Source organism: Desulfosceptrum tomskiensis, from assembly GCF_049818055.1.
Taxonomy (GTDB): domain Bacteria; phylum Bacillota; class Desulfotomaculia; order Desulfotomaculales; family JASEER01; genus JBFLVT01.
This window is the reverse complement of sequence record NZ_CP187479.1, coordinates 371,343-395,698: the sequence shown is the minus strand read 5'-3', so window position 1 is coordinate 395,698 and position 24,356 is coordinate 371,343. Positions and strand designations below refer to the sequence as shown.

General features: G+C 60.2%; 21 protein-coding genes. 4 read left to right on the top strand and 17 right to left on the bottom strand.

The window, feature by feature from the left end; all coding sequences use genetic code 11:
• Positions 1–5 precede the first annotated feature (5 nt).
• The 4 genes from ACPV0M_RS02025 (at position 6) to ACPV0M_RS02010 (ending at position 4,076) form a co-directional block, all read left to right on the top strand.
• Entirely contained in the window at positions 6–854 is an 849-nt protein-coding gene (locus ACPV0M_RS02025) for a polysaccharide deacetylase family protein (protein WP_425621329.1), read from the top strand.
• Positions 855–967: 113 nt separating this feature from the next.
• Entirely contained in the window at positions 968–2,266 is a 1,299-nt protein-coding gene (locus ACPV0M_RS02020) for a phenylacetate--CoA ligase family protein (RefSeq protein ID WP_425621328.1), read from the top strand.
• A gap of 5 nt (positions 2,267–2,271) precedes the next feature.
• Positions 2,272–3,600, top strand: coding sequence for a phenylacetate--CoA ligase family protein (locus ACPV0M_RS02015; RefSeq protein WP_425621327.1), 1,329 nt, complete (start codon positions 2,272–2,274; stop codon positions 3,598–3,600).
• Between the two features lie 44 nt (positions 3,601–3,644).
• Entirely contained in the window at positions 3,645–4,076 is a 432-nt protein-coding gene (locus tag ACPV0M_RS02010; protein WP_425621326.1) for an ACT domain-containing protein, read from the top strand.
• Positions 4,077–4,176: 100 nt separating this feature from the next.
• Here the strand turns inward: ACPV0M_RS02010 and ACPV0M_RS02005 are convergent, their stop codons facing one another.
• The 17 genes from ACPV0M_RS02005 to coaBC all read right to left on the bottom strand — a co-directional run bounded on the left by ACPV0M_RS02005 (position 4,177) and on the right by coaBC (position 24,355).
• Positions 4,177–4,998 carry a formate dehydrogenase accessory protein FdhE gene (locus tag ACPV0M_RS02005; RefSeq protein WP_425621325.1) on the bottom strand — a complete coding sequence of 274 codons (822 nt, stop codon included), beginning with the start codon at positions 4,996–4,998 and terminating at the stop codon, positions 4,177–4,179.
• A 119-nt stretch (positions 4,999–5,117) separates the two neighbouring features.
• Positions 5,118–6,272 (bottom strand): NrfD/PsrC family molybdoenzyme membrane anchor subunit, encoded by a 1,155-nt coding sequence (gene nrfD, locus ACPV0M_RS02000; protein WP_425622237.1) that lies wholly within the window; start codon positions 6,270–6,272, stop codon positions 5,118–5,120.
• Between the two features lie 65 nt (positions 6,273–6,337).
• Positions 6,338–7,141, bottom strand: coding sequence for a 4Fe-4S dicluster domain-containing protein (locus ACPV0M_RS01995; protein ID WP_425621324.1), 804 nt, complete (start codon positions 7,139–7,141; stop codon positions 6,338–6,340).
• A 42-nt stretch (positions 7,142–7,183) separates the two neighbouring features.
• Positions 7,184–10,300 (bottom strand): formate dehydrogenase-N subunit alpha, encoded by a 3,117-nt coding sequence (gene fdnG, locus ACPV0M_RS01990; RefSeq protein ID WP_425621323.1) that lies wholly within the window; start codon positions 10,298–10,300, stop codon positions 7,184–7,186.
• Positions 10,301–10,634: 334 nt separating this feature from the next.
• Complete coding sequence (locus ACPV0M_RS01985; RefSeq protein WP_425621322.1) at positions 10,635–11,102, bottom strand: TIGR00725 family protein; 468 nt, start codon at positions 11,100–11,102, stop codon at positions 10,635–10,637.
• A gap of 286 nt (positions 11,103–11,388) precedes the next feature.
• On the bottom strand, positions 11,389–12,033 hold the full coding sequence (locus ACPV0M_RS01980) for a redox-sensing transcriptional repressor Rex (protein WP_425621321.1): 645 nt from the start codon (positions 12,031–12,033) through the stop codon (positions 11,389–11,391).
• Positions 12,034–12,141: 108 nt separating this feature from the next.
• Positions 12,142–12,801 (bottom strand): ribulose-phosphate 3-epimerase, encoded by a 660-nt coding sequence (gene rpe / locus ACPV0M_RS01975; protein ID WP_425621320.1) that lies wholly within the window; start codon positions 12,799–12,801, stop codon positions 12,142–12,144.
• A gap of 4 nt (positions 12,802–12,805) precedes the next feature.
• Positions 12,806–13,720, bottom strand: a complete 915-nt coding sequence (gene rsgA, locus ACPV0M_RS01970; protein ID WP_425621319.1) for a ribosome small subunit-dependent GTPase A — start codon at positions 13,718–13,720, stop codon at positions 12,806–12,808.
• Positions 13,717–15,522, bottom strand: a complete 1,806-nt coding sequence (gene pknB, locus ACPV0M_RS01965) for a Stk1 family PASTA domain-containing Ser/Thr kinase (RefSeq protein ID WP_425621318.1) — start codon at positions 15,520–15,522, stop codon at positions 13,717–13,719. The genes rsgA and pknB overlap by 4 nt, the downstream gene beginning before the upstream one ends.
• Complete coding sequence (locus tag ACPV0M_RS01960) at positions 15,519–16,241, bottom strand: Stp1/IreP family PP2C-type Ser/Thr phosphatase (protein ID WP_425621317.1); 723 nt, start codon at positions 16,239–16,241, stop codon at positions 15,519–15,521. Before ACPV0M_RS01960 ends, pknB begins: the two co-directional genes overlap by 4 nt.
• Entirely contained in the window at positions 16,238–17,281 is a 1,044-nt protein-coding gene (gene rlmN, locus ACPV0M_RS01955; RefSeq protein ID WP_425621316.1) for a 23S rRNA (adenine(2503)-C(2))-methyltransferase RlmN, read from the bottom strand. Before rlmN ends, ACPV0M_RS01960 begins: the two co-directional genes overlap by 4 nt.
• The gene (rsmB, locus tag ACPV0M_RS01950) at positions 17,278–18,636 is read right to left on the bottom strand and encodes a 16S rRNA (cytosine(967)-C(5))-methyltransferase RsmB (RefSeq protein ID WP_425622236.1); all 1,359 of its coding nucleotides are present in this window, start codon (positions 18,634–18,636) and stop codon (positions 17,278–17,280) included. The genes rlmN and rsmB overlap by 4 nt, the downstream gene beginning before the upstream one ends.
• 34 nt (positions 18,637–18,670) lie before the next feature.
• Complete coding sequence (fmt, locus tag ACPV0M_RS01945; protein WP_425621315.1) at positions 18,671–19,609, bottom strand: methionyl-tRNA formyltransferase; 939 nt, start codon at positions 19,607–19,609, stop codon at positions 18,671–18,673.
• 1 nt (position 19,610) lies between these two features.
• Positions 19,611–20,069: a peptide deformylase gene (gene def / locus ACPV0M_RS01940; RefSeq protein ID WP_425621314.1), complete on the bottom strand. Its 459-nt coding sequence runs from the start codon at positions 20,067–20,069 to the stop codon at positions 19,611–19,613.
• 139 nt (positions 20,070–20,208) lie between these two features.
• Positions 20,209–20,487 carry a hypothetical protein gene (locus ACPV0M_RS01935; protein ID WP_425621313.1) on the bottom strand — a complete coding sequence of 93 codons (279 nt, stop codon included), beginning with the start codon at positions 20,485–20,487 and terminating at the stop codon, positions 20,209–20,211.
• 465 nt (positions 20,488–20,952) lie between these two features.
• The gene (gene priA, locus ACPV0M_RS01930; RefSeq protein WP_425621312.1) at positions 20,953–23,148 is read right to left on the bottom strand and encodes a replication restart helicase PriA; all 2,196 of its coding nucleotides are present in this window, start codon (positions 23,146–23,148) and stop codon (positions 20,953–20,955) included.
• Positions 23,141–24,355, bottom strand: coding sequence for a bifunctional phosphopantothenoylcysteine decarboxylase/phosphopantothenate--cysteine ligase CoaBC (gene coaBC, locus ACPV0M_RS01925; protein ID WP_425621311.1), 1,215 nt, complete (start codon positions 24,353–24,355; stop codon positions 23,141–23,143). The genes priA and coaBC overlap by 8 nt, the downstream gene beginning before the upstream one ends.
• Between the last annotated feature and the right edge of the window lies 1 nt (position 24,356).

Sequence of the window (24,356 nt, the reverse complement as noted above, 5' to 3'; positions counted from 1 at the left end):
GGCCAATGCGCCCAGCGGTGGGAATACCTGTTCCCGAGCGCCGCAAAGTCCTGTTTCCCCTGTTGTTGGGGCTCCTGGCCCTGTTCATCGGCCTGGCCGTCGCCCGGGTCTGGTGGTGGCTGGAACCCCTGCCGGCGCCTTTGGATCAGGGAGTCCCCGTCCTGATGTACCATAAGGTGAGTCCCGACCGAAAGGCCGGCGGCTACGGGTTGAGGGTACACCCCCGCGAGTTTGCCTGGCAGATGAACTACCTCGCCGGCCGGGGCTTCACGGCCATCTCCCCGCGCGACCTTGAAAGAGCGCTCTACGAAGGCGCGCCTTTGCCGGCACGACCCATCCTGATCACTTTCGACGACGGTTACCGTGATAATTATCTCTATGCCCTGCCGGTGCTTGAGGAGCTCGGCATGCAGGGCACCGTTTTCGTTGTAGCCGGGGCGATCGGGAAGACCAATTTCTTTGATGCTGAATCACAACCGCCCAACGCCATGATGAGCTGGGAGGAAATCCGCGCCATGGAGCGCGCGGGGATCACCATCGGCTCCCACACGCTCACCCACCCTCACCTGACGCAAATCAGCACCGACCAGGCGCGCCGCGAAATTGTCGAGGCGAAGCGCGTCCTCGAAAAGGGGCTGGGTCACGAGGTCCGCTACTTCTGCTACCCTTACGGGGACTACAATCCGGCGGTCGAAGCCTTGGTAGCGGAGGCCGGTTACACCCTGTCCTTCACCTGCGACCAAGGCAGGGTAACAATGGATGAAGAGCGGCCGCTGGCCCTCAAACGCCTTCGTGTTACGGGACACCTGAGCAGGCGCGACTTCGCATATCTCCTGGCCCCGGAACAGAAGTGAGAGATAGTTCTCACCTCTCACTTTGCAGGAATTTTCTGAAACACCTGCGAAGTATCAAAGACATCTTCTTTACATCCGCGTTACAGCAGTTATATGCCGTTGGAGTGATGTTGTTGATCTGGGACCGGATGGAAACCCTGGCCAGGGAGGACATGCAGCGGTTGCAGTTGGAACGGCTGAAGGCGGTGGTTAGACGCGTCTACAACAAGGTTCCTTTCTACCGCAAGCTGTTTCAGGAGCGGGGCCTGAAGCCCTCCATCAAGTCGCTCGAAGACCTCCAGTTGCTCCCGTTTACAACGAAAGACGATCTGAGGGAAAACTATCCTTACGGTTTGTTCGCCGTCCCTCCGGAACGCATCGTCCGCATTCACGCCTCCTCGGGCACGACCGGCAAACCGACCGTCGTCGGGTACACGAAAAAAGACCTCAAGACTTGGGCCGACCTCGTCGCCCGTATCGTCACCCAGGCCGGGGTCACTGCGCGCGACGTCGTGCAAATCTGTTTCAGCTACGGGATGTTCACCGGGGGCTTCGGCCTGCACTACGGGCTGGAACGCGCCGGCGCCACCGTTCTCCCGGCCTCGGCCGGAAACACGCAGCGGCAGATCAGGCTGATGCAGGACTTTCACACGACCGCCCTGGTAGGCACGCCTTCCTACGCGCTTTACATGGCCGAGCAGATCGAAGAACTGGGCCTTAACCCGCGGCAGCTCGGCGTGCGGCTGGGCCTGTTCGGGGCCGAGCCATGGTCGGAGGCCATGCGCGCGGAACTGGAGCAGCGCTGGGGCATGAAGGCGACGGACAACTACGGCATGAGCGAATTGATCGGACCGGGCGTGGCGGGTGAATGCCCTTTTCAGTGCGGCCTGCACATTTCCGAGGATCACTTCCTCGCCGAAATCATCGACCCGGAAACCGGCGAGCAACTGCCGCCGGGGGAAACCGGGGAGCTGGTGATCACCACCCTGACCAAAGAAGGACTGCCGCTTATCAGGTACCGCACGCGCGACATTACCAGCCTAGACCCCTCAACCTGCCGGTGCGGGCGGACGACCGTCCGGATGAAACGTGTCAGCGGCCGGACCGACGATATGCTCATCATCCGCGGCGTCAACGTCTTCCCGTCCCAGGTGGAGGAGGTCTTGAGCGAGATTCAGGGCGTCGGGCCGCAGTACCTGATCGTTGTCGACCGGAAGGGCTACCTTGACGAGTTCGAGGTCCAGGTCGAGCTGGCTGCCGATTACTTCACCGGCAAGTACCGCGACCTGGAAGCCCTGGAGGCCAAGATCCAGGCCGGCTTGCAGGCTATTCTGAACCTGACCCCGCGCGTCAAGCTCGTCGAGTACAAGTCTCTTGAACGAACGATGGGCAAGACCAGGCGGGTTATTGACCGCAGAAGAGGAGACAGTTGAGAGCGATGAGGAGGTTTGAAGAAGTGCATTACTGGAACCAGGAAAGCGAGTGCATGCCGGTTGAGGAGAGGCGCAAGCTTCAGTTGGCGCGCCTGCAGGAGCTTGTCAGGCGGGTGTACGAAACCGTGCCCTTTTACCAGCGCTCCATCAGGGCGCAGGGCCTGCGCCCCGGCGAGATCAAGTCGCTCGACGACTTAACGAAGCTGCCCTTCACTACCAAGGCCGACCTGCGCAACACCTATCCCTTCGGGCTTTTCGCGGTGTTGCTGAAAGACATCGTCCGCGTGCACGCTTCCTCGGGGACGACCGGCAAACCGACCGTCGTCGGTTACACGCGCCGCGACATCGAGACCTGGTCCGAGGTCTGCGCCCGCTCGCTGGTCTGCGCGGGACTGCGCCGGGACGACGTCCTCCAGGTGGCCTACGGCTACGGGCTGTTCACCGGAGGGCTCGGCGTCCATTACGGTGCCGAAAAACTAGGGGCCACGGTCATCCCGATGTCGGTCGGCAACACTAAAAGGCAGGTCATGCTGATGGATGACTTCGGGGTGACTGCTGTCGCCTGTACTCCTTCGTACGCGCTGCATCTCGCCGAGGTCATCGAAGAGCTCGGCGTCGACCGTGCCCGGCTGCGGCTAAGAGCGGGGATCTTCGGCGCGGAGCCGTGGTCCGAAGGGCTGCGCAAGGAAATCGAGCAAAAACTAAACATCAGCGCTATGGACATTTATGGTTTAAGCGAGATCATGGGACCCGGGGTGGCCATGGAATGCCCGTACAAGGACGGGCTGCACATCTTCGACGACCACTTCCTGCCGGAGGTTATCGACCCTGAAACCGGCGAGCCCCTGCCCTATGGGGAAAAGGGCGAGCTCGTCATCACCACCCTGACCAAGGAAGGGTTTCCCCTTATCCGTTATCGCACGCGGGACATCACCGTCCTGCACGACGAGCCGTGCCCCTGCGGCAGGACGCACGTCCGGATGTCACGCATCATGGGTCGGACCGACGACATGCTCATCATCCGCGGCGTCAACGTCTTTCCTTCCCAGGTGGAAAGCGCCCTGCTCGACATCGGCCAGGCCGAACCGCACTACCTGTTGGTTGTGGACAGGAGGGGCCCGCTGGACTACCTGGAGATCTGGGTCGAAGTCTCGGAAAAGTTCTTCGCCGACGAGGTCAGGCGGCTTGAAGAGCTGGAAACGAAGTTCAAGGCCGCCATCGAAAGCGTGCTGGGCATCTCGGTGAAGGTCAAGCTGGTTGAGCCCAAAACCATTGAAAGAAGCCAAGGCAAAGCCAAGCGGGTGGTTGACCGGCGGGATGTTTACAAAGACTGAGGCCTCAAACCATAACGCAGGTGGTGAAAGGAGGACATTCAAGAATGTGGGTGAACCAGATTTCCGTTTTCCTCGAAAACAAGTCCGGGCGACTGGCCGCGGTGACCGGCATTCTGGCTGAAGCGGGGATCAACATCCGTGCCCTTTCGATCGCCGACACCTCGGACTTCGGTATTCTGCGGCTGATCGTCAACGAGCCCTCGCGGGCCTACCAGGTGCTGAAGGAAGCAGGCTTTACCGTCAGCACGACCGAGGTCATCGCCGTCGCGATCGAAGACCGGCCGGGCGGACTAGCGGAAGTCCTCAAACTGCTTGACCGGAATCAGATTAACGTGGAATACCTGTACGCGTTTGTCTCAAATTCGTCGGGCAAAGCTCTGGTCCTGCTCAAGGTGGAGAACGTCGACAAGGCCGTTGAAGTCCTAAAGGCCAACGGCGTCAAAATCCCCGATCCGAACGTCGTCTACAACATCTAGGTTTGATTTGATGGGAAAAGCCACGGAGCTAAGAGCCCGTGGCTTTTTGCTTTCCCGTCGTTTCTCTTTAATTGCCTGACGATGACTGACGACCGACCACCTATACGGCCCCTATGGCCTTGTTGGCATACCCTTCGCGCATCGCCAGGACGTCAAGGTGGATCGTCTTGACATCCTCCAGGAACAGGTAAATCTTTTCCTTCTCCGCCGCCTTGCTCTCGTCGATGGTCTTGATGTAACCCCTACAGTTCTCGCAGACGTACACCCGGTAACGGCCGTCGTCATCGACGGTGAAGTACTGGAGCTTGTCCGGGTCGGAAGTACCGCAGAAGGGGCACCCGATCCTTTTGTAGGGCCACTCGGTTTCGCACAGCGAACAGTAAAGGGAGCGGCGGCCGACAGCTTTCGAGAGCCGGGCGAAGTTGGGCAGCGAACCACACGCCGGACAGTAACCTTTGCCCCAGAGGTCTTCATTCACTTCCGCCATAGCTTTTTCGGCGTAAGTCATGACAAAGGGCTTGAGAGCCTGGTTCAGAAGAAAAGCCAGGATATCCTCCGCAACCTCGCCGCCCCTCAGCATGTTCTCGACCACGTTGCCTTCCCGGCCTACGAGGCCGCTTACGAAGATCTGGCGGTCCTTGGGACCGGCAGGCAGCGCCGTCCACGTCTTTTCTATCTCCGCCGTGCGCTCGGGCTGGTGCTTCTTGAGGATGTCCTTGACTTTTTCCAGCATGGCGAAGACGGCGTCGCTGTCCAGCTTCGGCGGCGCGACAGCCACAAGCGGCACGCCGGATTCCCACATCTGCTTTTGCTCTTCGGTCAGCGGCTCAACGTTCACCGTCTCCTGAGGGACTTCCAGCAGGATGAGATCGTTGTAGAGAGGGATCATGTTCGGGGGGGCGAATTGCGGTTCGTCCTGCACTGACTCATCTCCCTTCACAGCATAGCCACAAGTTTTAAGGTGCCTGAAGCCGTTTACATACTAACAAAAAAGGAGGCGGAAATCAACTTTCCGCCTCCTTTGGCAACAAGGTCCTGGAACTACGCGTGTAACGCCTCCGTGTAACCGCGCTGCTTGTTGAGGGCATCCATCACCGGCTGGTCTTCCTCGAAGATGGCGAAGTTCTCGACGATGAAGCAGTACGCCACGATCAGCAGGGAGACAAGGCCGATGGTGATGGACCATTCCATCCAGCTCGGGAAGTAACTCCCGCCGGAGGCCGTAGCCATACCGGTGAACACCACGTTCATCCGGTTCAGGATAATGCCCGCAACGACAAGGACCGAAGCCGTAACCACGCCGCCGATGCTGTTGCGCACGCTGGGGGTGAAGTACATGATCATCGGGACGATGACGAAAAGCACCATTTCCAGGAGGAACATATTCGCCTCGAAAGACCCGTTGAAGACGTACCCCCAGGCGCCGCGCCAGGTCAGGTCGATGCCCTTCAGGACCACGTAGAAGAGCATCAGCCAGGCGGAAACCTTGACGAGGCTGGAGAGCACCGGCATCTCGTGCGCGAAGTTGCGGCCGTAAGCCCTTGCCGCCAACCAGCCCTCGAAGGTGACCATCGCCGGGCCGAGGAACACGGACGAGGTCAGGAAGAAGACCGGAATGATCAGCGACCACCAGGTCGGGTACAGCCGGTCGACAGCCACGATATAGAGCGAACCGAGGGAGGACTGGTGCAGGGTCGGCAGCAGGATGCCGATGATGAACAGGAACGGCATCATCGCGTCGAAGATCTTCTTGATGCTCGGCGCCTTTACGCGCTCGAAGACGATGTGGCCGAACTCCAGGATCTGCACGTTGGTGTACAGGAAGACGCACCAGAAGACTTCAAACAGCACCGAGTGGTAACCCCAGAAGACGAACGGACGCCAGAAGTTGTACCAGCGACCGATATCCAGGAAGAGGCCGACGCTGACGATGATGTACCCGAGCATCGAGGTCAGCATCGCCGCCCGGGCGATCGAATGGTACTTATGCTTGTGCAGGATATGCACGATAAACGCGGTGCTGAAACCGCCGCCCGCCAGAGCGACACCCGTCAGCACGTCGAAGCCGATCCACAGACCCCAGGGCCACTCATCGCTCAGGTTGGTCGCCGCACCAAGACCGTACAAGAGACGGTAAACGGCGACGCCGGCCATCAAGGCGACCAGGGCGAGGAGTACGGCACGGATCGGAGTCATTTTGAATGTCCATCTGTCGAATTTACTCACTTTCGTACCTCCTATCACCTGTAGTCTCGAAGGACCTAGTGGTCCTCCTCAACCTCGGCACGGCGTTTGGTATACAGGTACAGCGCCGTCAGGGCTGCAGTCCAGCCAACCGCGATGTACGGGGTCCACTTGAGGACGCTCCAGGTATACGACGGGATGCTCCGCTCGGAAACGTTGGTCTTGAAGCCCATCTGCTCGAACGGCACGTCCGAGATGTACAGCCAGGAGGTGCCGCCGTATTCCTTTTCGCCGTACACCGTAGGCTGGTATTTGCCGGGGCTCGCCGCGATGCGCTGCTTGGCCTCTTCCAGCAGTTCCTTGCGGACACCAAACTTGAGGGCACCGGTCGGGCAGGTCGAGACACATGCCGGACCCAGTCCCTCCTTCTGCCGGTCGGCACAGAAGGTACACTTCTTAACCTCGGGGAAGGCCTTATCCCACTCGTAGGCGGGAACCCCGAACGGGCAGGCCAGCATGCAGTAACGGCAGCCGACACAGATATTGGGCTTGTAAACGACCGGGCCGTCAGCCAGCTTTATGAAAGCGTGCACGAAGCAGGCCGATTCACAAGCAGGTTCTTCGCAGTGGAAGCACTGGTTTTTTACAAACCGCCACTTGATGCCCCCGTTGTTTTCCTCGATGAGCCTGAAGGCAACACGTGTCCAGGTGGTGGCAGAGGTCTTGGGCGGATTAGTCCAGTCGTTGGTAAAGCTGGTCTTCTCCGCCGGGAGGTTGTTCCAGTTCTTGCACGCCACCTGGCAACTGCGGCAGCCTATGCACTTGGTAATGTCAACCAGCACACCCTTCCTGTCTTCGTTTAGGTGAGTGTATCCGGCCACTAAATTCACCTCCGCTAGTTAGGTTCCGGCGAGTCTTACCGGCTAAGCTTTGCGGATATTGCAGAGCCAGGCCTTGTACTCCGGAATGTTGGTGTTCGGGTCGCCCACGCACGGGGTAAGGTCGTTGGCCGACGCGCCGGGGGCATCCGTCTGGTAGCCCCAGTGCCACGGCAGGCCGATGATCTCATAGCTGGCCCCGTTAACATTTACGGGCTGCATAACCGGCGAGACGCACGCCTTACAAGTGATTTCCCCGCGGGCCGAGGAAACAACCACGGCATCGCCAGGATTGATCCCCAGTTTTTGAGCCAGGGCGGGCGAAATCATGGCGAACATCTCGGGCATCAGCTCCGCCAGGTACGGCGTGTTGCGGGTCAGGGCGCCGCTCTGGTAGTGTTCCACAACACGGTGCGTGGTAGCGATGTACGGAAAGTCGGGGCTTCCGACCGGCGCTAGGAAGGAGAACCCGCCGCGGCGCTTGGTGGCCAGCGGGTTGTTCTGCTGCTTGCTCAGCGGGTTCTGAATCGGCGTCTCGATTGGCTCGTAGTGTTCGGGGAACGGGCCTTCCTTCATCCCGTTGGCGAACAGCTTTCCAACACCCTCGGCGTTCATAATGAACGGGGTCTTGGCGCTCTTTTCAGGCGGGTTGGGCTCCTTGGTCTTGGCATCAACGGCGGCAAAGTCGGGCACGTCGTTGGTGATCCACTTGCCCGCCGCGGCATCCCACTTGACCAGGGTGCGGGACGGATCCCAAGGATTGCCGGCTGGGTCGCAGGAAGCCCGGTTGTAGACGATACGCCGGTTGACCGGCCAGGAGAAGGCCCACTTGGGATAGAGGCCTAGGCCTGACTTGTCGGTGTTGTCACGGCGTTTGCAGTTCGGTACCTTTAAATCCTTGTCGGTCGCGAAGTAGCCGCCGTAAATCCAACAACCGCAGGCCGTGCTTCCATCCTCCTGGAGAGCGGCGAAACTGGCTATCGCTTGGCCGTCGGCCACGGTGTAACCGTTGATCTCAAGCATAACCTTGTCGAGTTCAGGTTCCTCGCCGTGACCGTAATCCCACTTCATCTTCAGGATCGGATCCGGGAACTTGCCACCTTCCTTGGCATACAGCGCCTTAACGGCCAGGAACAGCTTGTTGGCGATCCACAGGTCGCTCTTGGAGTCGCCCAGCGGCTCAATGGCCTTCCAGCGGTACTGCGCCCAGCGGCCGCTGTTGGTAACCGTGCCTTCCTTTTCATAGGGCCCGCAGGCCGGCAGGAAGAAGACCTCAGTCTTAATGCTCTTGGGATCGGCGCCCGGCCGCTTCCAGAACGCAGCCGTCTCGGTCTCCACCATGTCTACGGCAACCATCCACTCCAACCGCTCCATCGCCTTCTTGGCGGCGATAGCGCCCGGGCCGCCGACCGCAGGGTTCTGGCCCCAGGCGAAGAAGCCCTTGATCCGGCCGATCTCCATCTCCTCGAAAATGGCCATGTGCGAATGGTCCCTGCCGTCCACCTTGGGCAGCCAGTCGAAGCAGAAGTCGTTCTCCGGCGTGGCGTGCTCGCCGTAGAAGGCCTTGAGCATGCTGGCCACGAACTTCGGCCGGTTTGACCAGTAACCCGCCTTGGGCGTTTCCTTCTCCTTGTACATCGCCCAGTCCTTATGCAGAGTGGCATTAGGAACAGGGTTATAGCCCGGAATAAGATGGAACAGCATGGCCATATCGGTCGAGCCCTGCACGTTGGACTCGCCGCGCTGGGCGTTGACGCCGCCGCCGGCCATACCGATGTTGCCCAGCAGAAGCTGCAGCATCGCTACGCAGCGCACGTTCTGCCCACCGTGGGTGTGCTGGGTTACGCCCATAGCGTAAATGATGTTGCCGACCTTGTTCGGCACGCCGGTGGAGCAATACAGCTTGCAGGCCTCGACGTAGGCCTCCTTGTTTACGCCGGTAACCTTGCAAACCGTGTCCACGTCGTAACGGGCCAGGTGCTTCTTGAGAAGCTGCCATACGCAGTTGGGATCCTGCAGGGTCGGATCGGTTTTGGTCTTGTCGTCCGCGTCCTTCTGGTACTGCCAGGTTTTGGCTTCATATTTCGCAGCCTTATCGCCTTCCTTGGGCACAAAGCCGGAGAAGAGGCCGTCGTTATCCCCTGGCAGTTTGAACTCCGGATCGATGAGGTAGGAAGCGTTGGTGTAGTTGACCACGTAGTCATGGAAGTAGAGGTTGTTCTGGATGGCATAGTTCATCATGCCGAGCAAGAAAGGTATGTCCGTACCGGGCCGGATCCGCAGGTACATGTCCGACAACGCGGCACTCTTGGAGAACCGCGGGTCGACACAAATAATCTTGGCGCCCCTGTTCTCACGGGCATCGAGAATCCACTTGAAGGCGATCGGGTGGTTCTCCGCCGGATTAGCGCCAATAATCATGAAGACGTCCGAGTTCTTGTAGTCGACCCAGTGGTTTGTCATTACGCCTCTGCCGAAGCTGTTGGCCAGACCGGCCACAGTGGTCGAGTGTCAGAGGCGAGCGTGGTGATCGATATTGATCACGCCAAGAGCGCGGTGCATTTTGTGGAGCAGGTAGTTCTCCTCGTTGTCGAGGGAAGCGCTGCCAAGGTGGGCGATGGCCTGAGTCCGGTTGACGGGTACTTCTACCTCTGTCTCGTTGCCGTCCTTGTCCTTGAACTTGACCTTCTGTTTCTCTTCCCAGTTCTCATCGCGGGTCTTCTTAACGCGCTTCGCGATCTCGCTGATGGCCCAGTTCCAATCCTTCTCTTCCCAGTCCTCAGCGCCGGGAGCGCGGTAGAGGACCTTGGTCATCCGTCGCGGGTTGGGTACACGATTGCCGTCTTTGTCAACGACAAACGTCAGGGTCGAGATCGAACCACCCTTACAGCACATGCCGCCGCGGTTGACCGGATGGTCAGGGTCGCCCTCGCTGAAGATAATCTTGTCGTCCTGCGTGTGGACAATGGCGCCGCAACCGCCTCCACAGAAAGGACAGATCGTCGCCGTTTCCTTGGCGTACTTCAGCCTGAATTCACGCATCGGGATGTGCGCAGGTATGCTGATACCAGCTTCGGCTACGCTGGTCCCCTCAAACAGCGATAGCCCTGCGGCACCTATCCCCAGAGACTTGAGAAAATCCCTTCTGCTAAGTTTTCTCATGCTAAACCTCAAGACCCCCCTTCAAGTCTTCGAATAACCAGTTAACTGATAATTTTGCTCGAGTATTTCCCCTCCTTCCCTACGCACAATAAGCTACACAAGGGGGCTTGTTCCGTCCGCTACGCCTTCGCACTTACTATAGCATGGGCTTGGAAAGCCTGTCAACAGAACGAATTAGCGGGTTTAAAACCCGCCAATTTGGTAGTAAGTAGTAAGTAGTCGGGCTCGAAGGCATTCCGCTCGGGAATGCCAAACCATTTTTATTGCCGGCTCGACGCCGGCAATTCGTAAAACCAAACAGGCAACGGCTGACAGCTCATCCTTGCGTCTCACGTTACGTTTTCAATCTCTGAAGGACGTACTCTATCGCTTCCAGCGGGTTGCTCGCGGCAAACACTCCTTTCAGGTCCCCGCTCGAGATGCCTGCACAATCCCCCAGGGAGGCCACCGGACGGCCGAATTTGAGGCCGAGCGCAATCTCCGAAAGGGTTCCGTACTCTCCACCGATGGCGATCAAACCATCGGCGGCGCAGGCGATAACGGCGTTCCGCGCGTTGCCTAAGCCGGTCGCCAGGGCCAAAGACAGATAAGGGTTACCCTCCTCCCTGGTCGTCCCGGGAAGAATCCCCACGACCAGGCCCCCCTGGCTGCGCACCCCCCTGGCAACAGCTTCCATAACGCCGCCCCGTCCCCCGCAGAGGACGACAATCCCGCGGCGGGCCAGTTCCCGACCCGTTTCCTCGGCCCACGCCTCCTCCCGGCGCGAGTATGTGTTGCCGCCGACGACCCCGATATAGATCAAGCAGGAAACCTCCCTTATAGGCATTCAGCATTCAGCATTCAGCATTCAGCATTCGCCAGCAAATGTGAGGGTCTGACCTCACATTTGTTCAGCATTCGCGGATAAGGAGATAGTCTTTATTTCTAATCTAATCCGAACGCCGAGTGCCGAGTGCGCGGGCGAAGCCCGCCTAATAGCGTTGGGTGTTGGGATAACTAAAGAAGGGGATTCGGTAAACCGAATCCCCTTCCTGTATATCTCAGTGCCCGGCGCTCAGTACTCAATGCTTAATGCTATTTGCAGTGCTTTATAAAGTAGTGTGCAGTTCACGGAATGTCAAATTGAAAGTCAAGATCTCGAGTTTAACGGCCAGGTCCACGTTGCGGACGATAACGTCGTTGGGCAGGTCGAGCACCACGGGACCGAAGGTCAGCAGGGCTTTAATACCAGCCTTGACCAATTCGTGAGCGATATCCTGAACCGCTCCCAGGGGAACGGCGATGATACCGATCTTGACGTCGTGTTCCTTAACGACTTCGGGAATGCGCTCCAGGGGCAGCACGTCCAAATCCTGGATACGCTTGCCGATTTTGAGCAGGTCGTTGTCGAAAACGCCTACGATATTAAAGCCCCTGTCCAGGAAGCCGCGGTAGGTGCAAAGCGCCGTACCGAGGTTGCCCGCCCCCACCAGGACCACGGGCCAGGGCTTGGTAAGCCCCAGAATCTTGAGAATATAATGAATCAGGTCTTTAACGTTATAACCGACACCGCGCGTGCCGAACTCCCCGAAGTAGGCGAGGTCCTTGCGCACCTGGGCCGGGCTGACGCCAACCCCCTTAGCGATGTCTCCCGACGAAACGGTGATAACGCCCTTCTTTTCGAGCCTTTCCAGAAAGCGGGAATAAATCGACAGCCGTTGTATGGTCGCTTCAGGGATTCTAAGTGCCTTCACCCGAAAATCCTCCTAATTTTTCTGCCCCGTAAAATAGAAGCCATATGCCCTTGCCCCTTAAGTATACAAGTCATCGGTGCAACTGGTCAATGTCTTTTGTTAAATAAATCACTTGCTACATGACTCCCTGAGGCGGCGGATCGCTTCCCGCACTCCACCCGGGTTGCGGTATACGGACGACCCCGCGACAAGGACCCCGGCGCCTGCCGACACGACCAAAGGCGCGGTCTCAGGTGTAATGCCCCCGTCAACCTCGATGTCCACGGCTAGGTCCCTCTCAGTCAGCATTCTCTTCAACCGCTCGATCTTGGGGAGCACCTCCGGAATGAACGACTGTCCCCCGAAACCCGGGTTTACGGTCATCAGTAAAACCTGGTCGACCAGGGAAAGCACGTATTCGATCGCGCTGAGAGGGGTTGACGGGTTCAGGGCCACCCCGGCCTTCACCCCCTGCTGCCTGATCAAGCGCAGCAGGCGGTCGAGGTGCACGCTCGTTTCGGCATGCACGGTGATGATATCGGCCCCGGCCTCTGCGAAGGCAAGGATATACCTTTCGGGCTGTTCAATCATCAGGTGCACGTCAAAGATCAGCTTGCTGAGGGGACGTATAGCGGCTACAACCACGGGTCCGATCGTGATGTTAGAAACAAAATGGCCGTCCATGACGTCTATGTGCAGGTAATCAGCCCCCCCGGCCTCTACGGCGAGCACGTCCTCGCCCAGGCGGGCGAAGTCGGCGGAAAGAATGGACGGAGCGATTTTAACCAAGCTGTTATCTCCTTCCCCGGCTGATGATCTCCTCCAGGAACCCCTGGTAATGCCGATATCGAAAATCCGCCACCTTCCCCTCGGCAACGGCGCTCTTGACGGCGCAGCCCGGCTCCCGGTAATGCAGGCAGCTGTTAAACCGGCACCGGCCGATCAAATCGCGCATCTCGGGAAACAAGGAAGCCAGCTCTTCAGGGGGCACTTCCGGCAGCGCCAGGCTGGAAAAACCAGGCGCGTCGGCTACCAGGCCGCCCGACCGCAAGCACAGCAGCTCCGCGTGGCGGGTGGTGTGACGTCCCCGGCGGAGTTTCCGGCTGATGTCCCCGGTGGGCAGCCGGGCGCCCGGCACGAGCAGGTTGATCAGGCTGCTTTTCCCCACCCCAGAGGGGCCGGCGAATACGGAAACGCGGTCTTTAAGGATGTTTTCCAACTCCGGGACGCCCTCCCCGGTGACAGTGCTGGTGACCACCGCCCGGTAGCCGGCCGCGCGGTAGGCCTCCAACCATTCCGGCCTCGGCTCGTCAAGAACCAGGTCGTGTTTGTTTAAAACGATGAGCGCCCCCAGGTGCGCTGCTTCAGCCTGGATCAGCATCCGGTCGACCAGGTTGAGGACGGGTTCCGGCTCGCGAAAAGCCGCAACTATAGCCACGAGATCCACGTTGGCGATTCTTGGCCGCGGCAGCACCGACCGGCGCGGCAGGATCCCGGCGACGACGCCTTTCCCGCCCGCAAGGGCTTCGACCAGCACCTGGTCCCCCACCAGCACCTGATCGCGTCCCTTGAACTTCCCCCGCAAGGTGCACTCGAGGTCCTGTCCCTCGCCGTGAACGTAGTAGTAACCGCCGTAGGCTTTCACCACCACACCTTTGAGCATCAGTTTAGCCCTATTGCCTGAAATGGCCCCGAATAACAAAGTCATTCCAGGGTCTCCTCGTTGAACGGCTTGCCGTCCAAGTATGTCCGCACGGCCGCCCGGCCGTAATACTTGACCCGCTTGGCCACGCGTTCGCCGGAATCGTGGGTTCCGGTATACACTTCCTGCTCTCCGTAAGCGTCGTGGAGCATTATCTGGAGCTGGTGCTGTTGTCCATCGTTGGGGATACGTACGTAAACCATGGCTGTCCGGGCCTTCGGTCCCGGCCCCGTGCTGACGGTCACCCGGATAACCTTCCCCTCTTCGGCCTGGGTGGAAGGGGGGGGATCCTGCGCGACAACCACGCCCTCGGGCCATTCGTTGCTGGGGGCCCTCGCCGCGTTACCGTCGATGTCGAACCCAGCATCCTGGGCCTGCTGCCGGGCGGCGTCGAGCGTAAGCCCGATCAAGTCCGGGACCTGCAGGTACACCGGCGTGGCCCCCTTGCTGATGTAAAGCTTAACGGCAGAACCGCGGGGGCTCTCGGTGTTCGCCGGAGGCTCCTGGCGGACCACCGTTCCCCGCGGCAGTAACTCATCGTAAATCTCTTCCTGACCCCCGATCTTGAAACCGGCGTTCTCCAGAATAAGCTGGGCATCCCCCGCCGGGCGGTTGACCACGTCGGGAACCCGGACCAACTCCGGTCCCTTGCTCACCGTCAAAAAGACGGTGCGCCGCTGTTTAACCTTCGTATGCGGGGGGATGTCCTGGGAGATAACCCTGCCTTGCTCGACTTCGTTATGATAAACCTCGGAAATGTCGGCCCGCAGCCCGCGCAGCTCCAGCTCCCGCTTGGCATCCTCCACGGTCAGGCCGACGACGTCGGGGACCTCGACCTCGGGAACATAGAGGTAGGACCTGATGGCCCAGTAGGAACCGCCGACAACGGCCAGGACGATCAGGGCGAGGCCTATCCACGCCACCGCCGGCAAGGAACGCCTGTGTTTCACGGGACGAAAAACCCTGGTCTGGGAGTCATCAAGTTCCGCTCCTTCGGGAAGCGCGGCCTGCAAATCCGACGCCATTTCCCACGCCGATTGATAGCGGTCTCCCGGTTTTTTGGCCAGGGACTTCAAGACTACTCTTTCCAGATCCTTGGGAACCATACCGTTGCGCTGGTGCAAAGGCGGCGGCGGATCTTGAATATGCCTCAGGGCTACGGTCACGGGATTGGAACCCGAGAACGGGACGCTGCCGGTGAGCATCTCGTACAGGACGACGCCGAGGGAATAAATGTCCGACCGGGCGTCCGCCGTGTCGCCGTGAGCCTGTTCGGGCGATATGTAGTGCACGGAGCCGACCATGCTTTTCGTGCTCGTCAGGGTCGAGCCCGTCGTCTCCCTGGCGATGCCGAAATCGGCGAGCTTGGCCTGCCCGTCCCTGGTGATCAGGATATTGTGCGGCTTGACGTCCCGATGGACGATCTTGTGCTGGTGGGCGTGCTCCAGGGCGTAGCAGATCTGTACGGCGATCTGGACGGCTCTTTGCGGCGCGAAAGGCGCTTCGCGCCTGATCAGGGTCTTTAAATTCTCCCCGTCGACGAACTCCATGACGAGGTAATGGACCTCCCCTTCCCGCCCGACATCATAGACGTTGACGATGTTGGGATGGGAAAGGCTGGCCACCGATTGCGCCTCCCGGCTGAAACGCGCCACGAATTCCTCGTCGGCGCTGAACTCGGGGCGAAGGATCTTGACGGTTACAGGGCGCTGCAGGAGCTGGTCGTAGGCCTTGTAAACCACCGCCATCCCGCCTTCGCCGAGCTTTTCTTCGATTCTGTAGCGGTTACCCAGCGTCTGCCCGATCATGCGTCAATCACCACGACTATTACTGTCACGTTGTCGGTTCCGCCCCGCGACAAGGCCAGTTCAGCCAAGGCCCCGGCCATCCGGGCGGGGTCTTCCCCTTCACCCGCCCGGGCAAGGATTTCTTCGTCGGAGACCAGGTTGGTCAGCCCGTCGGTGCAAAGAACCAGCCTGTCTCCCTCCTGAAGGAGGTGAACCTGTGAGTCGACAGCAAGATCAGTCCCGGTCCCCAGGGCCCTGGTCAGGACGTTGCGATAGGGATGGCTGTTGGACTCGTCTTCGGTGATCTTGCCTTGCTTGGCAAGCTCGCGAACCAGCGAATGGTCCTCGGTTAGCTGTTTAATGTCCTGCCCGCGGACAAGATAGATGCGGGAATCGCCCACGTGCGCCACCACAAGCCTGCTGCCCTGGGCGACACAAGCCGAGAGCGTCGTGCCCATGCCCTTGAACTGGGGGTCCTGCGCAGCCCGCTCATATATTGCGCGGTTGGCCTCGCGCACGGCGGCGCTCAGCGCCTCGGGAACGTCCCGGCCGCCCGTGATAAACTGTTCCAGCGATGCTTCAAGGACTTCGAGAGCCAGCCGGCTGGCCACCTCGCCGGCCACGTGGCCTCCCATGCCGTCGGCAACGGCGAAAAGTTTGAGGGCCGGGTTGATACACAGGCTGTCTTCGTTATTGAGGCGCACCATTCCGGTCTCGCTCACGGCACCCCAACGCATCATCGCTCCCGTCCTTTCCCCTCGTAACGGCGCCTGAGCTGCCCGCAGGCGGCCCCGATCTCGGCGCCCATCTCCTTGCGTACCGTCACGGGAAAGCCCTTGCTTTCCAGCGTGCTTTGGAAGGACAAGACGGTACGCCTGTCGGGAGGGTTGAATCCTCTCTCCAAAACCGTGTTCACAGGTATGAGGTTGATATGGCAGTGCACGCCGCGCAAAAGCTCGGTCAGTACAACGGCATGCTCCGGAGCATCATTCAGATCCTTGATCAGCGCGTATTCAAAGGTCACCCGCCGGCCGGTCTGAACGGCGTAATCACGGCACGCGGGTATTAATTCCTCAAGAGGGTACCGGCGGTTGATCGGAACCAGGCGGTCGCGGAGCGCGTTGTTCGGCGCGTGCAGCGAAACCGCCAGCGTCAGTTGTAAGCGCAGGGAGGCCAGTCGCTTTATCCCGGGTACCAACCCGCACGTTGAAAGCGTAATCCGCCGCTGCCCTATATTTAAACCATACGGAGCCGTAACGTTGGCGATGAATCCCATGGTCGCGTCGTAATTGTCCAGGGGCTCGCCCGTCCCCATGATAACGATACGGCCGACGCGTACACCCTCGGCGCGCTGCAGGGCCAGAACCTGATCGTAAATCTCCCCGGCCGTCAGGTTGCGCACCAGGCCGCCCAGGGTCGAGGCACAGAAAAGACAGCCCATCCGGCACCCGACCTGGGTGGAGACACACGCCGAGTATCCGTACTCGTGACGGAGGAGGACGCTCTCTACGGCGTGACCGTCTTCCAGGCCCCAAAGAAACTTGACTGTCGATCCGTCGAAAGACGCCTCGCGCGCCAGCATGTCGAGCCGGGTGATCCTGCAGCCCGCCGCCAGTTGTCGGCGGAAGTCGAGCGGGAAATCGCTCATGTCCGCAAAACTGCCGGCGTCTTTCTGAAAGATCCAAGCCGCAAGCTGGCGGGCACGGTACTTCGGCCAGTTCCAGCCGGTGACCAGTTCTTCTATCTGCTCAAGGGTCAGGCTCTTCAGGTCTGCAGTCAACCCCGGTCGTGCCTCCGCATGCGGGCGATGAAAAAGCCGTCGGTGCCGTGCAGGTGCGGCAAAAGCTGTACGTAACCCCGGGCCAGCGCTTCCCGGTCCGCCAGTTCAGCCGGGAGCAACCCGTTAAGGTCCTCAAGCCGGAAATGGGGATGACCCGCTAAGAATTTCTGCACCTGGCCTAGGTTTTCCTCGTCGGTGATCGAACAGGTACTATATACCAGTACGCCTCCGAGGCGTACGCAGCGCGCGGCCTCGGCCAGGATGGCCTCCTGCAAGTTTATAAGGCCGGGTATCTGTTCGGGCTCCTTACGCCACCGCGCGTCAGGCCTGCGCCGTAGAACGCCGAGACCGGAACAGGGAGCGTCCACCAGCACGCAGTCCGCCCACTCTGCGTACGACGCCGACAGCTCCCGGGCGTCGCGGACCTCCGGCTGCACGCATTTAATCCCGAGGCGCTGGCAGTTCTCGATAACCAGCCTTAACTTGTGCGGGTAGATATCTGATGCGATAATCGTTCCCTGGTCCCGCATCAATTGAGCCAGGTGCGTGGTCTTGCCGCCGGGAGCGCTGCAGACGTCAATGACCCTCATCCCTGGAGACGGCCCGACAGCATGCCCGACAAGCATTGAACTCTCGTCCTGCACCACGAACAGGCCTTCCCGGAAGGACGTCAAATCGTTAAGGGTCGGGAACCCTTTAATCTCCAACCCCTCCGGCGCATACCTTGTTTTAACGCAGCTGACCCCCTCGTCCCGGAGCTTTTCCACCAGCGTAGGCAAATCAACGCGCAGGGTGTTGACACGGACCGTGTTGGGCGGGGCTGCGTTGTCAGCGCGGCACAAAGCAATCGTATCTTCCAGCCCGAACTCTTTAAGCCAGCGTTCAACCAGCCAGATAGGGTGGGAGTATTTCAAGGCGATATGGTCCACAGGGTCTTCAGCCAGGGATGGAAATTTTATGCGTTCGCGGCTGCGGATGATGTTGCGCAGGACACCGTTAACGAACTTGGCCTCTCCCGCGGAGCCGAATCTTTTGGTTTGCTCGACCGCCTCGTTGCAGGCCGCCGCGGCGGGAACCTTGTCCATGTAAAAGATCTGGTACACGGCCAGCCGGAGGATGTTCCTGGTCCAGACGGTCTGCTCAGAAAGAGGCTTTTTAAGGAAGCCGCTCAGAATCCAGTCCAACGTATTCAAGGTTCGAATCGAGCCATAGCCCAGCTCGGTGGCAAAGGCACGATCAAGTTTAGATAACCGGTGTTCACCCAGGATTTTGTTCATCGCTAGGTTGGCGTACGCGCCCTCGGCCTCGACCGCTCGCAGCACGTGCAAAGCCGAATCTCTGGCCGTTTTCGGCATTATTCCTTCCCTTTTGGGCAACTCGGAAAGCTCCTTATTCGCCAAGATTGGTTTCCACGTCAAGACGATACCCCCGCAAGAAGGCGTCGGCATCCATAGGTTTGCGCCCAGCGGGCTGCAGCTCGCAGAGGCGCACGCGCCCCTCCCCGGCTTGCACGATGATCCCCCGGGACGGGTCGGCGGTGAGAATCGTTCCCGGTTCGGCCGCCCGCTCCCCGCCGTCCGCAACCTCAGCCCGCCACAGTTTTAAGACCTGGCCCCGGTAGGTAGTCCGAGCGCCGGGCCAGGGGTTCATTCCCCGGATATGGTTGACGATCCGGCGTGCCGTTTTTCGCCAGTCCACAACCTCGTCCTCCCTGGTCAAAAGCGGCGCGTAAGTCGCCCGGCTGTGGTCCTGAGGGACGCGGAAGGCCGTGCCTTCTGCCAGGCAGCGCAAGGTCTTGAGCAGCAGTTCGCCTCCTAGGACGGCCAGGCGGTCGTGCACGCTCCCCGCGGTGTCCTCCGGCTCTATCTTGATGCGGGCCTGTAGGATCATATCGCCCGTATCCATCCCCTCGTCCATGAAGATGGTGGTCACGCCGGTTTCCGTTTCGCCGTTGATGACCGCCCAGTGAATAGGGGCGGCACCCCTGTAACTCGGCAGGAGCGAGGCATGCACGTTGATGCATCCCAGTGGGGGAGTGTCCAGGATCTCCTTCGGCAGGATCTTGCCGTAGGCCACCACGGCGATGACGTGGGGCCGCAGCTCCGCCAGCAGTTCCCTGAACGCGGGGTCCTTGATCGACTGCGGCTGAAGAACGGGCAGTCCTTTGGCAACAGCGTACTCTTTAACCGGCGGCGGGTGGAGCTTTTTGCCGCGCCCTTTGGGACGGTCAGGCTGTGTCACCACCTGGACGACTTCCACCCCGGCTTCCACCAGGGTGCGCAGGGAAACGACGGCAAATTCGGGCGTGCCCATAAATACGACGCGCATGTTATTTCTTCTCGAGGCCGATTTTGGTGGCCCGGTCGATAAACAAAATTCCGTCAAGATGGTCGATCTCGTGCTGCAGGGCGCGCGCCATGTATCCCTCGGCCTTAACGACAACCTGTTCGCCGTCAGGGTTCAGAGCTTTAACCTCCACCGTCCTGGCGCGCTCCACCTCACCCCAGTACCCCGGGATGCTGAGACATCCCTCCGTACCGCTTTCCCGCCCGGCAAAAAAGGTTATCTCGGGATTAATCAGCGCCATCGGGCTGTTTTCAACGTCGACAACGATGACGCGTTTGGATACGCCGATCTGCGGCGCGGCCAACCCGATCCCCTTGGCGGCGTACATGGTGTCGAACATGTTCCTGATCAGGCGCAGAATCTGGGGAGTGATCTCTTTTACAGCTACCGCCTTTTCTTTCAGAATAGGGTCGGGATGCTCCACAATCTTGTGAACCGCCACTCTTTCTACCTCCACCGAAACTGTTGAGACTTCTCCCACTGTCTCTACTACAATCCGTAGGTTTGTACGTTAAGCATTAAGTGTCAGGTAGCAGGACATCGTTAACAGTTTTTATCAATAACATCGTTAACATGTTGCATTAGCTCGATAATAGCCCTTGCTGTTCGGGTCTGGGTTTATCCCCGCAAGCGACTTTGCAGCTTCGGGCACCGTTCTTAGCGAAGGTGAAGCCAGCGTGGCTGCCGACGAGGACGTTCGCGGACGCTTCCGCCGTCGCAGCGTCGGCCGTACGCTTTTCCTCGGCCTTGGCCGCAGCGAACTTGTCCGTGACAGAGGAAGATGCTCGTTCGCCTCGGGCGCCGGCCGAACTCGCTGCGCTCAAACAGCGGCCGACGCTTTCCCTCGGCTCACTGCGCATTTTTGATTTATACTCCCAACGTTCGCTGCGGTCAAGGCCTCGGCGCGTACTTGGGCAACCTTTGGAAAGCTGCGCCCGCGAACAATCCGCAGGAGGCCCGCCACGCTCTGAACCGAGCTTAGGCAACCATCAAGAGGCCGTTCAAAAGCGAGCATGGCGCGAAAGGTCTTTGAGATGTGGGTCGTGGGAAGTCAGAAGTGGGAACACAGGGTTGGAATTCGCTTGGTGAATTCCTTCATTGATACTCACCTCTGACCTCTCGCCTCACACTTCTCAAAGTCGGGCGAAGCTTTTCAACGGCCTCATAGAACGGTCGAAGCGGAGCACGGAGCGGCGGGGATAACCCAGACCCGCTGTAACCGTTATCGTTGGTTACCAGGGTCGAGAAATTGTGGTTTAGGATACAAACCACCCTGGATGTAAACGATGTGCTGCTCCTTATCACTTAGTGCTTAGTGCCGATTCTTACATCGTCGCCTGGGGGTCGATGTCGATGCCGACGGCGACCCCGCGCACCGGCTTCGCGGCATACGCGGCTTGCGCCCGGCGCAGGACCTGAACCAGTTCGGTCCTGGAGCCCGCCTTCAGGATCACGTGCCAGCGGTAGGCGTCTTTGACCCGCATCACCGGCGCGGCGGCCGGTCCGAGAATTTCCACGCCCGGCTCACGGAGGCAGCGCGCAAAATGTTCTGCCGCCGCCCTTACCTTCTCCTCGCTCCGGCCGCGGAACAAAACCCGGGCCAGGGAACTGAAGGGAGGGTACAACAGCTTCCTCCTCAGCGTCATCTCCCGGGCGAAGAACTCCTCATAGGCGTGCCGTGCCGCAGCTTGGATGCTGTAATGCTCGGGGCTGTAGGTTTGAAAGACGACCTCGCCGGGGACGCTTCCCCGCCCCGCCCGGCCCGAAACCTGTTCCAGCAGTTGGAAGGTTCGCTCGGCCGCGCGGAAATCGGGGAGGAACAGCGTCGTATCCGCGTTAACCACCCCCACCAGCGTCACACCCGGCAGGTCCAGCCCTTTAGCCAGCATCTGCGTCCCGACCAGGATTTCCGCCTCCCTGTTTTTAAAGGTATCGAGAATCCAGTCGTGGGAACCCTTACGGGTTACGGCGTCGCTGTCGAGCCGGAGGATCCTTGCACCGGGAAATCTTTTGGCAGCCTCGTCCTCGACCTTCTGTGTGCCCGTCCCGAACCTGCTCAGGCCGTCACCCCGGCACTCGGGACACTTTTCGGGCATCCGTAGGCGGTAACCGCAATAGTGACAGCGCAAAAGGCCGTCCCGGTGATAGGTCAGGCCGATGGCGCAGTGCGGGCACTGCAGAAGGTTGCCGCACTCCCGGCAGACCACCACCGTCGCAAAACCCCGGCGATTGAGGAAGAGGATCACCTGTTCCCCGTGCGCCAGTCTTTCATTTATCTTACCCGCGAGCACCCGGCTGAAGACGCCCTTTACCCCGGCCCGGTGTTCCGCGCGCATGTCAACCACCGAGACCACGGGCATCGGCCGGGCGTCAACGCGCCTGCGCATCCTGATCAGCCGGCAGTTTTCGCCTTTAACGGCCTGGGCGTAAACCCGCAGAGAAGGCGTGGCCGACCCCAGCACGACCACGGCGTTGTACGCCGCCGAGCGTTTCAGGGCCACTTCACGCGCGTGGTACTTGGGGTCTTCATCCTGCTTATATGAAGGTTCGTGCTCCTCGTCAATGACAATCAGCCCGATTTTCTGCAGCGGGGCGAAAACCGCCGAACGGGTGCCCAGCACCACCGGCGCCTCGCCGTTAAAGACGCGCGTCCACTCATCCAGCCGCATTCCGGCCCCCAGGCGGGAGTGCAGCACGGCCACCTTCTCCCCGAACTGCCCCTTAAACCTGGCCACCATCTGACCCGTCAGGGCGATCTCGGGCATCAGCGCCAACGCCTGTTTTCCACGGGCCAGGCAGCTTTCGATAGCCCTGAGATAGACCTCCGTCTTGCCGCTCCCTGTAACGCCGTGCAGAAGGAAAACCCCGCCGGCTCCCTTATCCAAAGCCCGGTCGATTTCCTTAAACGCCGCTTCCTGTTCCGGAAAAAGCGTAACGGGGTTTCCGGGAAACGTGTCGGGATAAGGGTCGCGCCGCTCGGCACGGCACCGCATGCGTAAAGCGCCCTTGCCCATCAGGCTGTTGACGACACCGGGGGACACTCCGGCCGCGCTCGCCAGTTGCGCCCTGGTCAGCCCGGGCCGGCGCCGGGCCGTTTCCCACACCAGCGCCTGCTTGGGAGGGAGCTTTAAGGCTCCCGCCCCGGACTCCGGCTCGACGGCATAAATCTCATCGCGATACCGGGGCTGGGCCTTGCGGGTGGGGGCCGCGACAGCAGCAATCGCTTCGCTTATCGTGCACAGATAACGCTCCGCCAGCCAACGCGCCAGGGCAAGAAGCTCGGGGGTAAAGGCCGGCTGTGCGTCCAGCACGGCTAAAATGTCTTTAACCTGCTCGACCCCGGCCGCCGACGAAATCCCCACAACGTACCCCGTAAGCTTTCGACGCCCGAACGGCACAAGTACCCGGGCGCCCGTCGTTACTTGCTGACGGAACTGCTCGGGTACGCCGTAATGATAGACCTTGTCGACATTGGCGACAGGGAGGTCGACGATCACTTGCGCGTAAGTTCCGCTAGCCATGTCCCGCACCACCCCGGCGCAGTTCCGCCACGGCATCAAGGATGTGGTGCGCAACCGCCTTCTTGTCCATTTGGGGCAGCCTTACAACCCGGCCGTCCGGGTAAACCAGGGAAACAACGTTCGTCGTTACGTCGAAACCCGCACCGGGCGCCGTTACGTCATTCGCAACGATGAAATCCGCGCCCTTGGCGCGGGCCTTCAGCATGGCGTTCTCTTCCGCCGCTTCCGTTTCGGCCGCGAAACCGACAAGGATCTGACGGCCCTTGCGCCTGCCCAGCTCGGCGAGGATATCGGGATTTCTCTCCAGCTCCAGCCTGAGTTCCCCGGCTGATTTCTTGATCTTCTGCAGGCTCTCCGCCCGGGGACGGTAATCGGCGACCGCCGCCGCCTTGATAACGACGTCCGACTGCGGGAAATGTCCCAGCACGGCCTCGAGCATCTCGCGGGCCGTGGTCACCTGCACCAGGGTCACCCCCGCAGGAGGCGCAAGCGCAGTGGGCCCGGATACCAGGACCACGCCAGCCCCTCTCTCCGCAGCCGCCGCCGCCACGGCGTAACCCATGCGCCCGGAGCTCCTGTTGGAAAGGAAGCGGACCGGGTCCAGCGGTTCGCGCGTCGGGCCGGCGGTCACCAGCACCCTGCACCCGGCGAAATCGCGCCGGGCGTTTAACAAATCCCCGGCAGCGGCCAGGATCTTGTCGACAGACGCCAAACGGCCCGGCCCTTCTTCACCGCAAGCCAGGCGTCCTGACTCGGGCGGCACGAAATGAAAGCCGAGCCCCTTGAGTTTTTCGATATTCATCTGCACGATGGGATTCCGGAACATTCGGCAGTTCATTGCCGGGCAAACCAGAACGGGCGCCGTGCAAGCCAGAACGACAGTGGTCAGCAGGTCGTCGGCGATCCCCGCCGCGATTTTCCCGATGACATTGGCCGTTGCCGGGGCGAGAACAAGAAGGTCGGCCTCGCGCGCAAGATCGATGTGCGGCACGCTCTCCCCGCCCGGTCCGAAAAGATCCGTGCTTACAGGATGACCGGAAAGGGTTGACAAGGTAAGCGGGGAGATGAACTTCTGTGCTGAACGGGTCATTATAACGCGCACGTCGGCTCCGTCCTTGGTCATCCGGCCTACCAGCTCGGCCGCCTTGTAAGCAGCGATCCCGCCTGTGACTCCAAGGACTATCCGTCTACCCGCCAGCACATCCATT

Excerpts from the sequence above, each read along its gene's own strand:
- priA (WP_425621312.1), bottom strand. The coding sequence starts at position 23,148 with ATGGCTAGCGGAACTTACGCGCAAGTGATCGTCGACCTCCCTGTCGCC.
- pknB (WP_425621318.1), bottom strand. The coding sequence starts at position 15,522 with ATGATCGGGCAGACGCTGGGTAACCGCTACAGAATCGAAGAAAAGCTC.
- nrfD (WP_425622237.1), bottom strand. The coding sequence starts at position 6,272 with ATGACTCCGATCCGTGCCGTACTCCTCGCCCTGGTCGCCTTGATGGCC.
- ACPV0M_RS01935 (WP_425621313.1), bottom strand. The coding sequence starts at position 20,487 with ATGCGCAGTGAGCCGAGGGAAAGCGTCGGCCGCTGTTTGAGCGCAGCG.
- fmt (WP_425621315.1), bottom strand. The coding sequence starts at position 19,609 with ATGCGCGTCGTATTTATGGGCACGCCCGAATTTGCCGTCGTTTCCCTG.
- rsgA (WP_425621319.1), bottom strand. The coding sequence starts at position 13,720 with ATGACTTTGTTATTCGGGGCCATTTCAGGCAATAGGGCTAAACTGATG.
- ACPV0M_RS02025 (WP_425621329.1), top strand. The coding sequence starts at position 6 with ATGCGCCCAGCGGTGGGAATACCTGTTCCCGAGCGCCGCAAAGTCCTG.
- rsmB (WP_425622236.1), bottom strand. The coding sequence starts at position 18,636 with ATGCCGAAAACGGCCAGAGATTCGGCTTTGCACGTGCTGCGAGCGGTC.
- coaBC (WP_425621311.1), bottom strand. The coding sequence starts at position 24,355 with ATGGATGTGCTGGCGGGTAGACGGATAGTCCTTGGAGTCACAGGCGGG.
- ACPV0M_RS02015 (WP_425621327.1), top strand. The coding sequence starts at position 2,272 with ATGAGGAGGTTTGAAGAAGTGCATTACTGGAACCAGGAAAGCGAGTGC.
- ACPV0M_RS01960 (WP_425621317.1), bottom strand. The coding sequence starts at position 16,241 with ATGATGCGTTGGGGTGCCGTGAGCGAGACCGGAATGGTGCGCCTCAAT.
- ACPV0M_RS02010 (WP_425621326.1), top strand. The coding sequence starts at position 3,645 with ATGTGGGTGAACCAGATTTCCGTTTTCCTCGAAAACAAGTCCGGGCGA.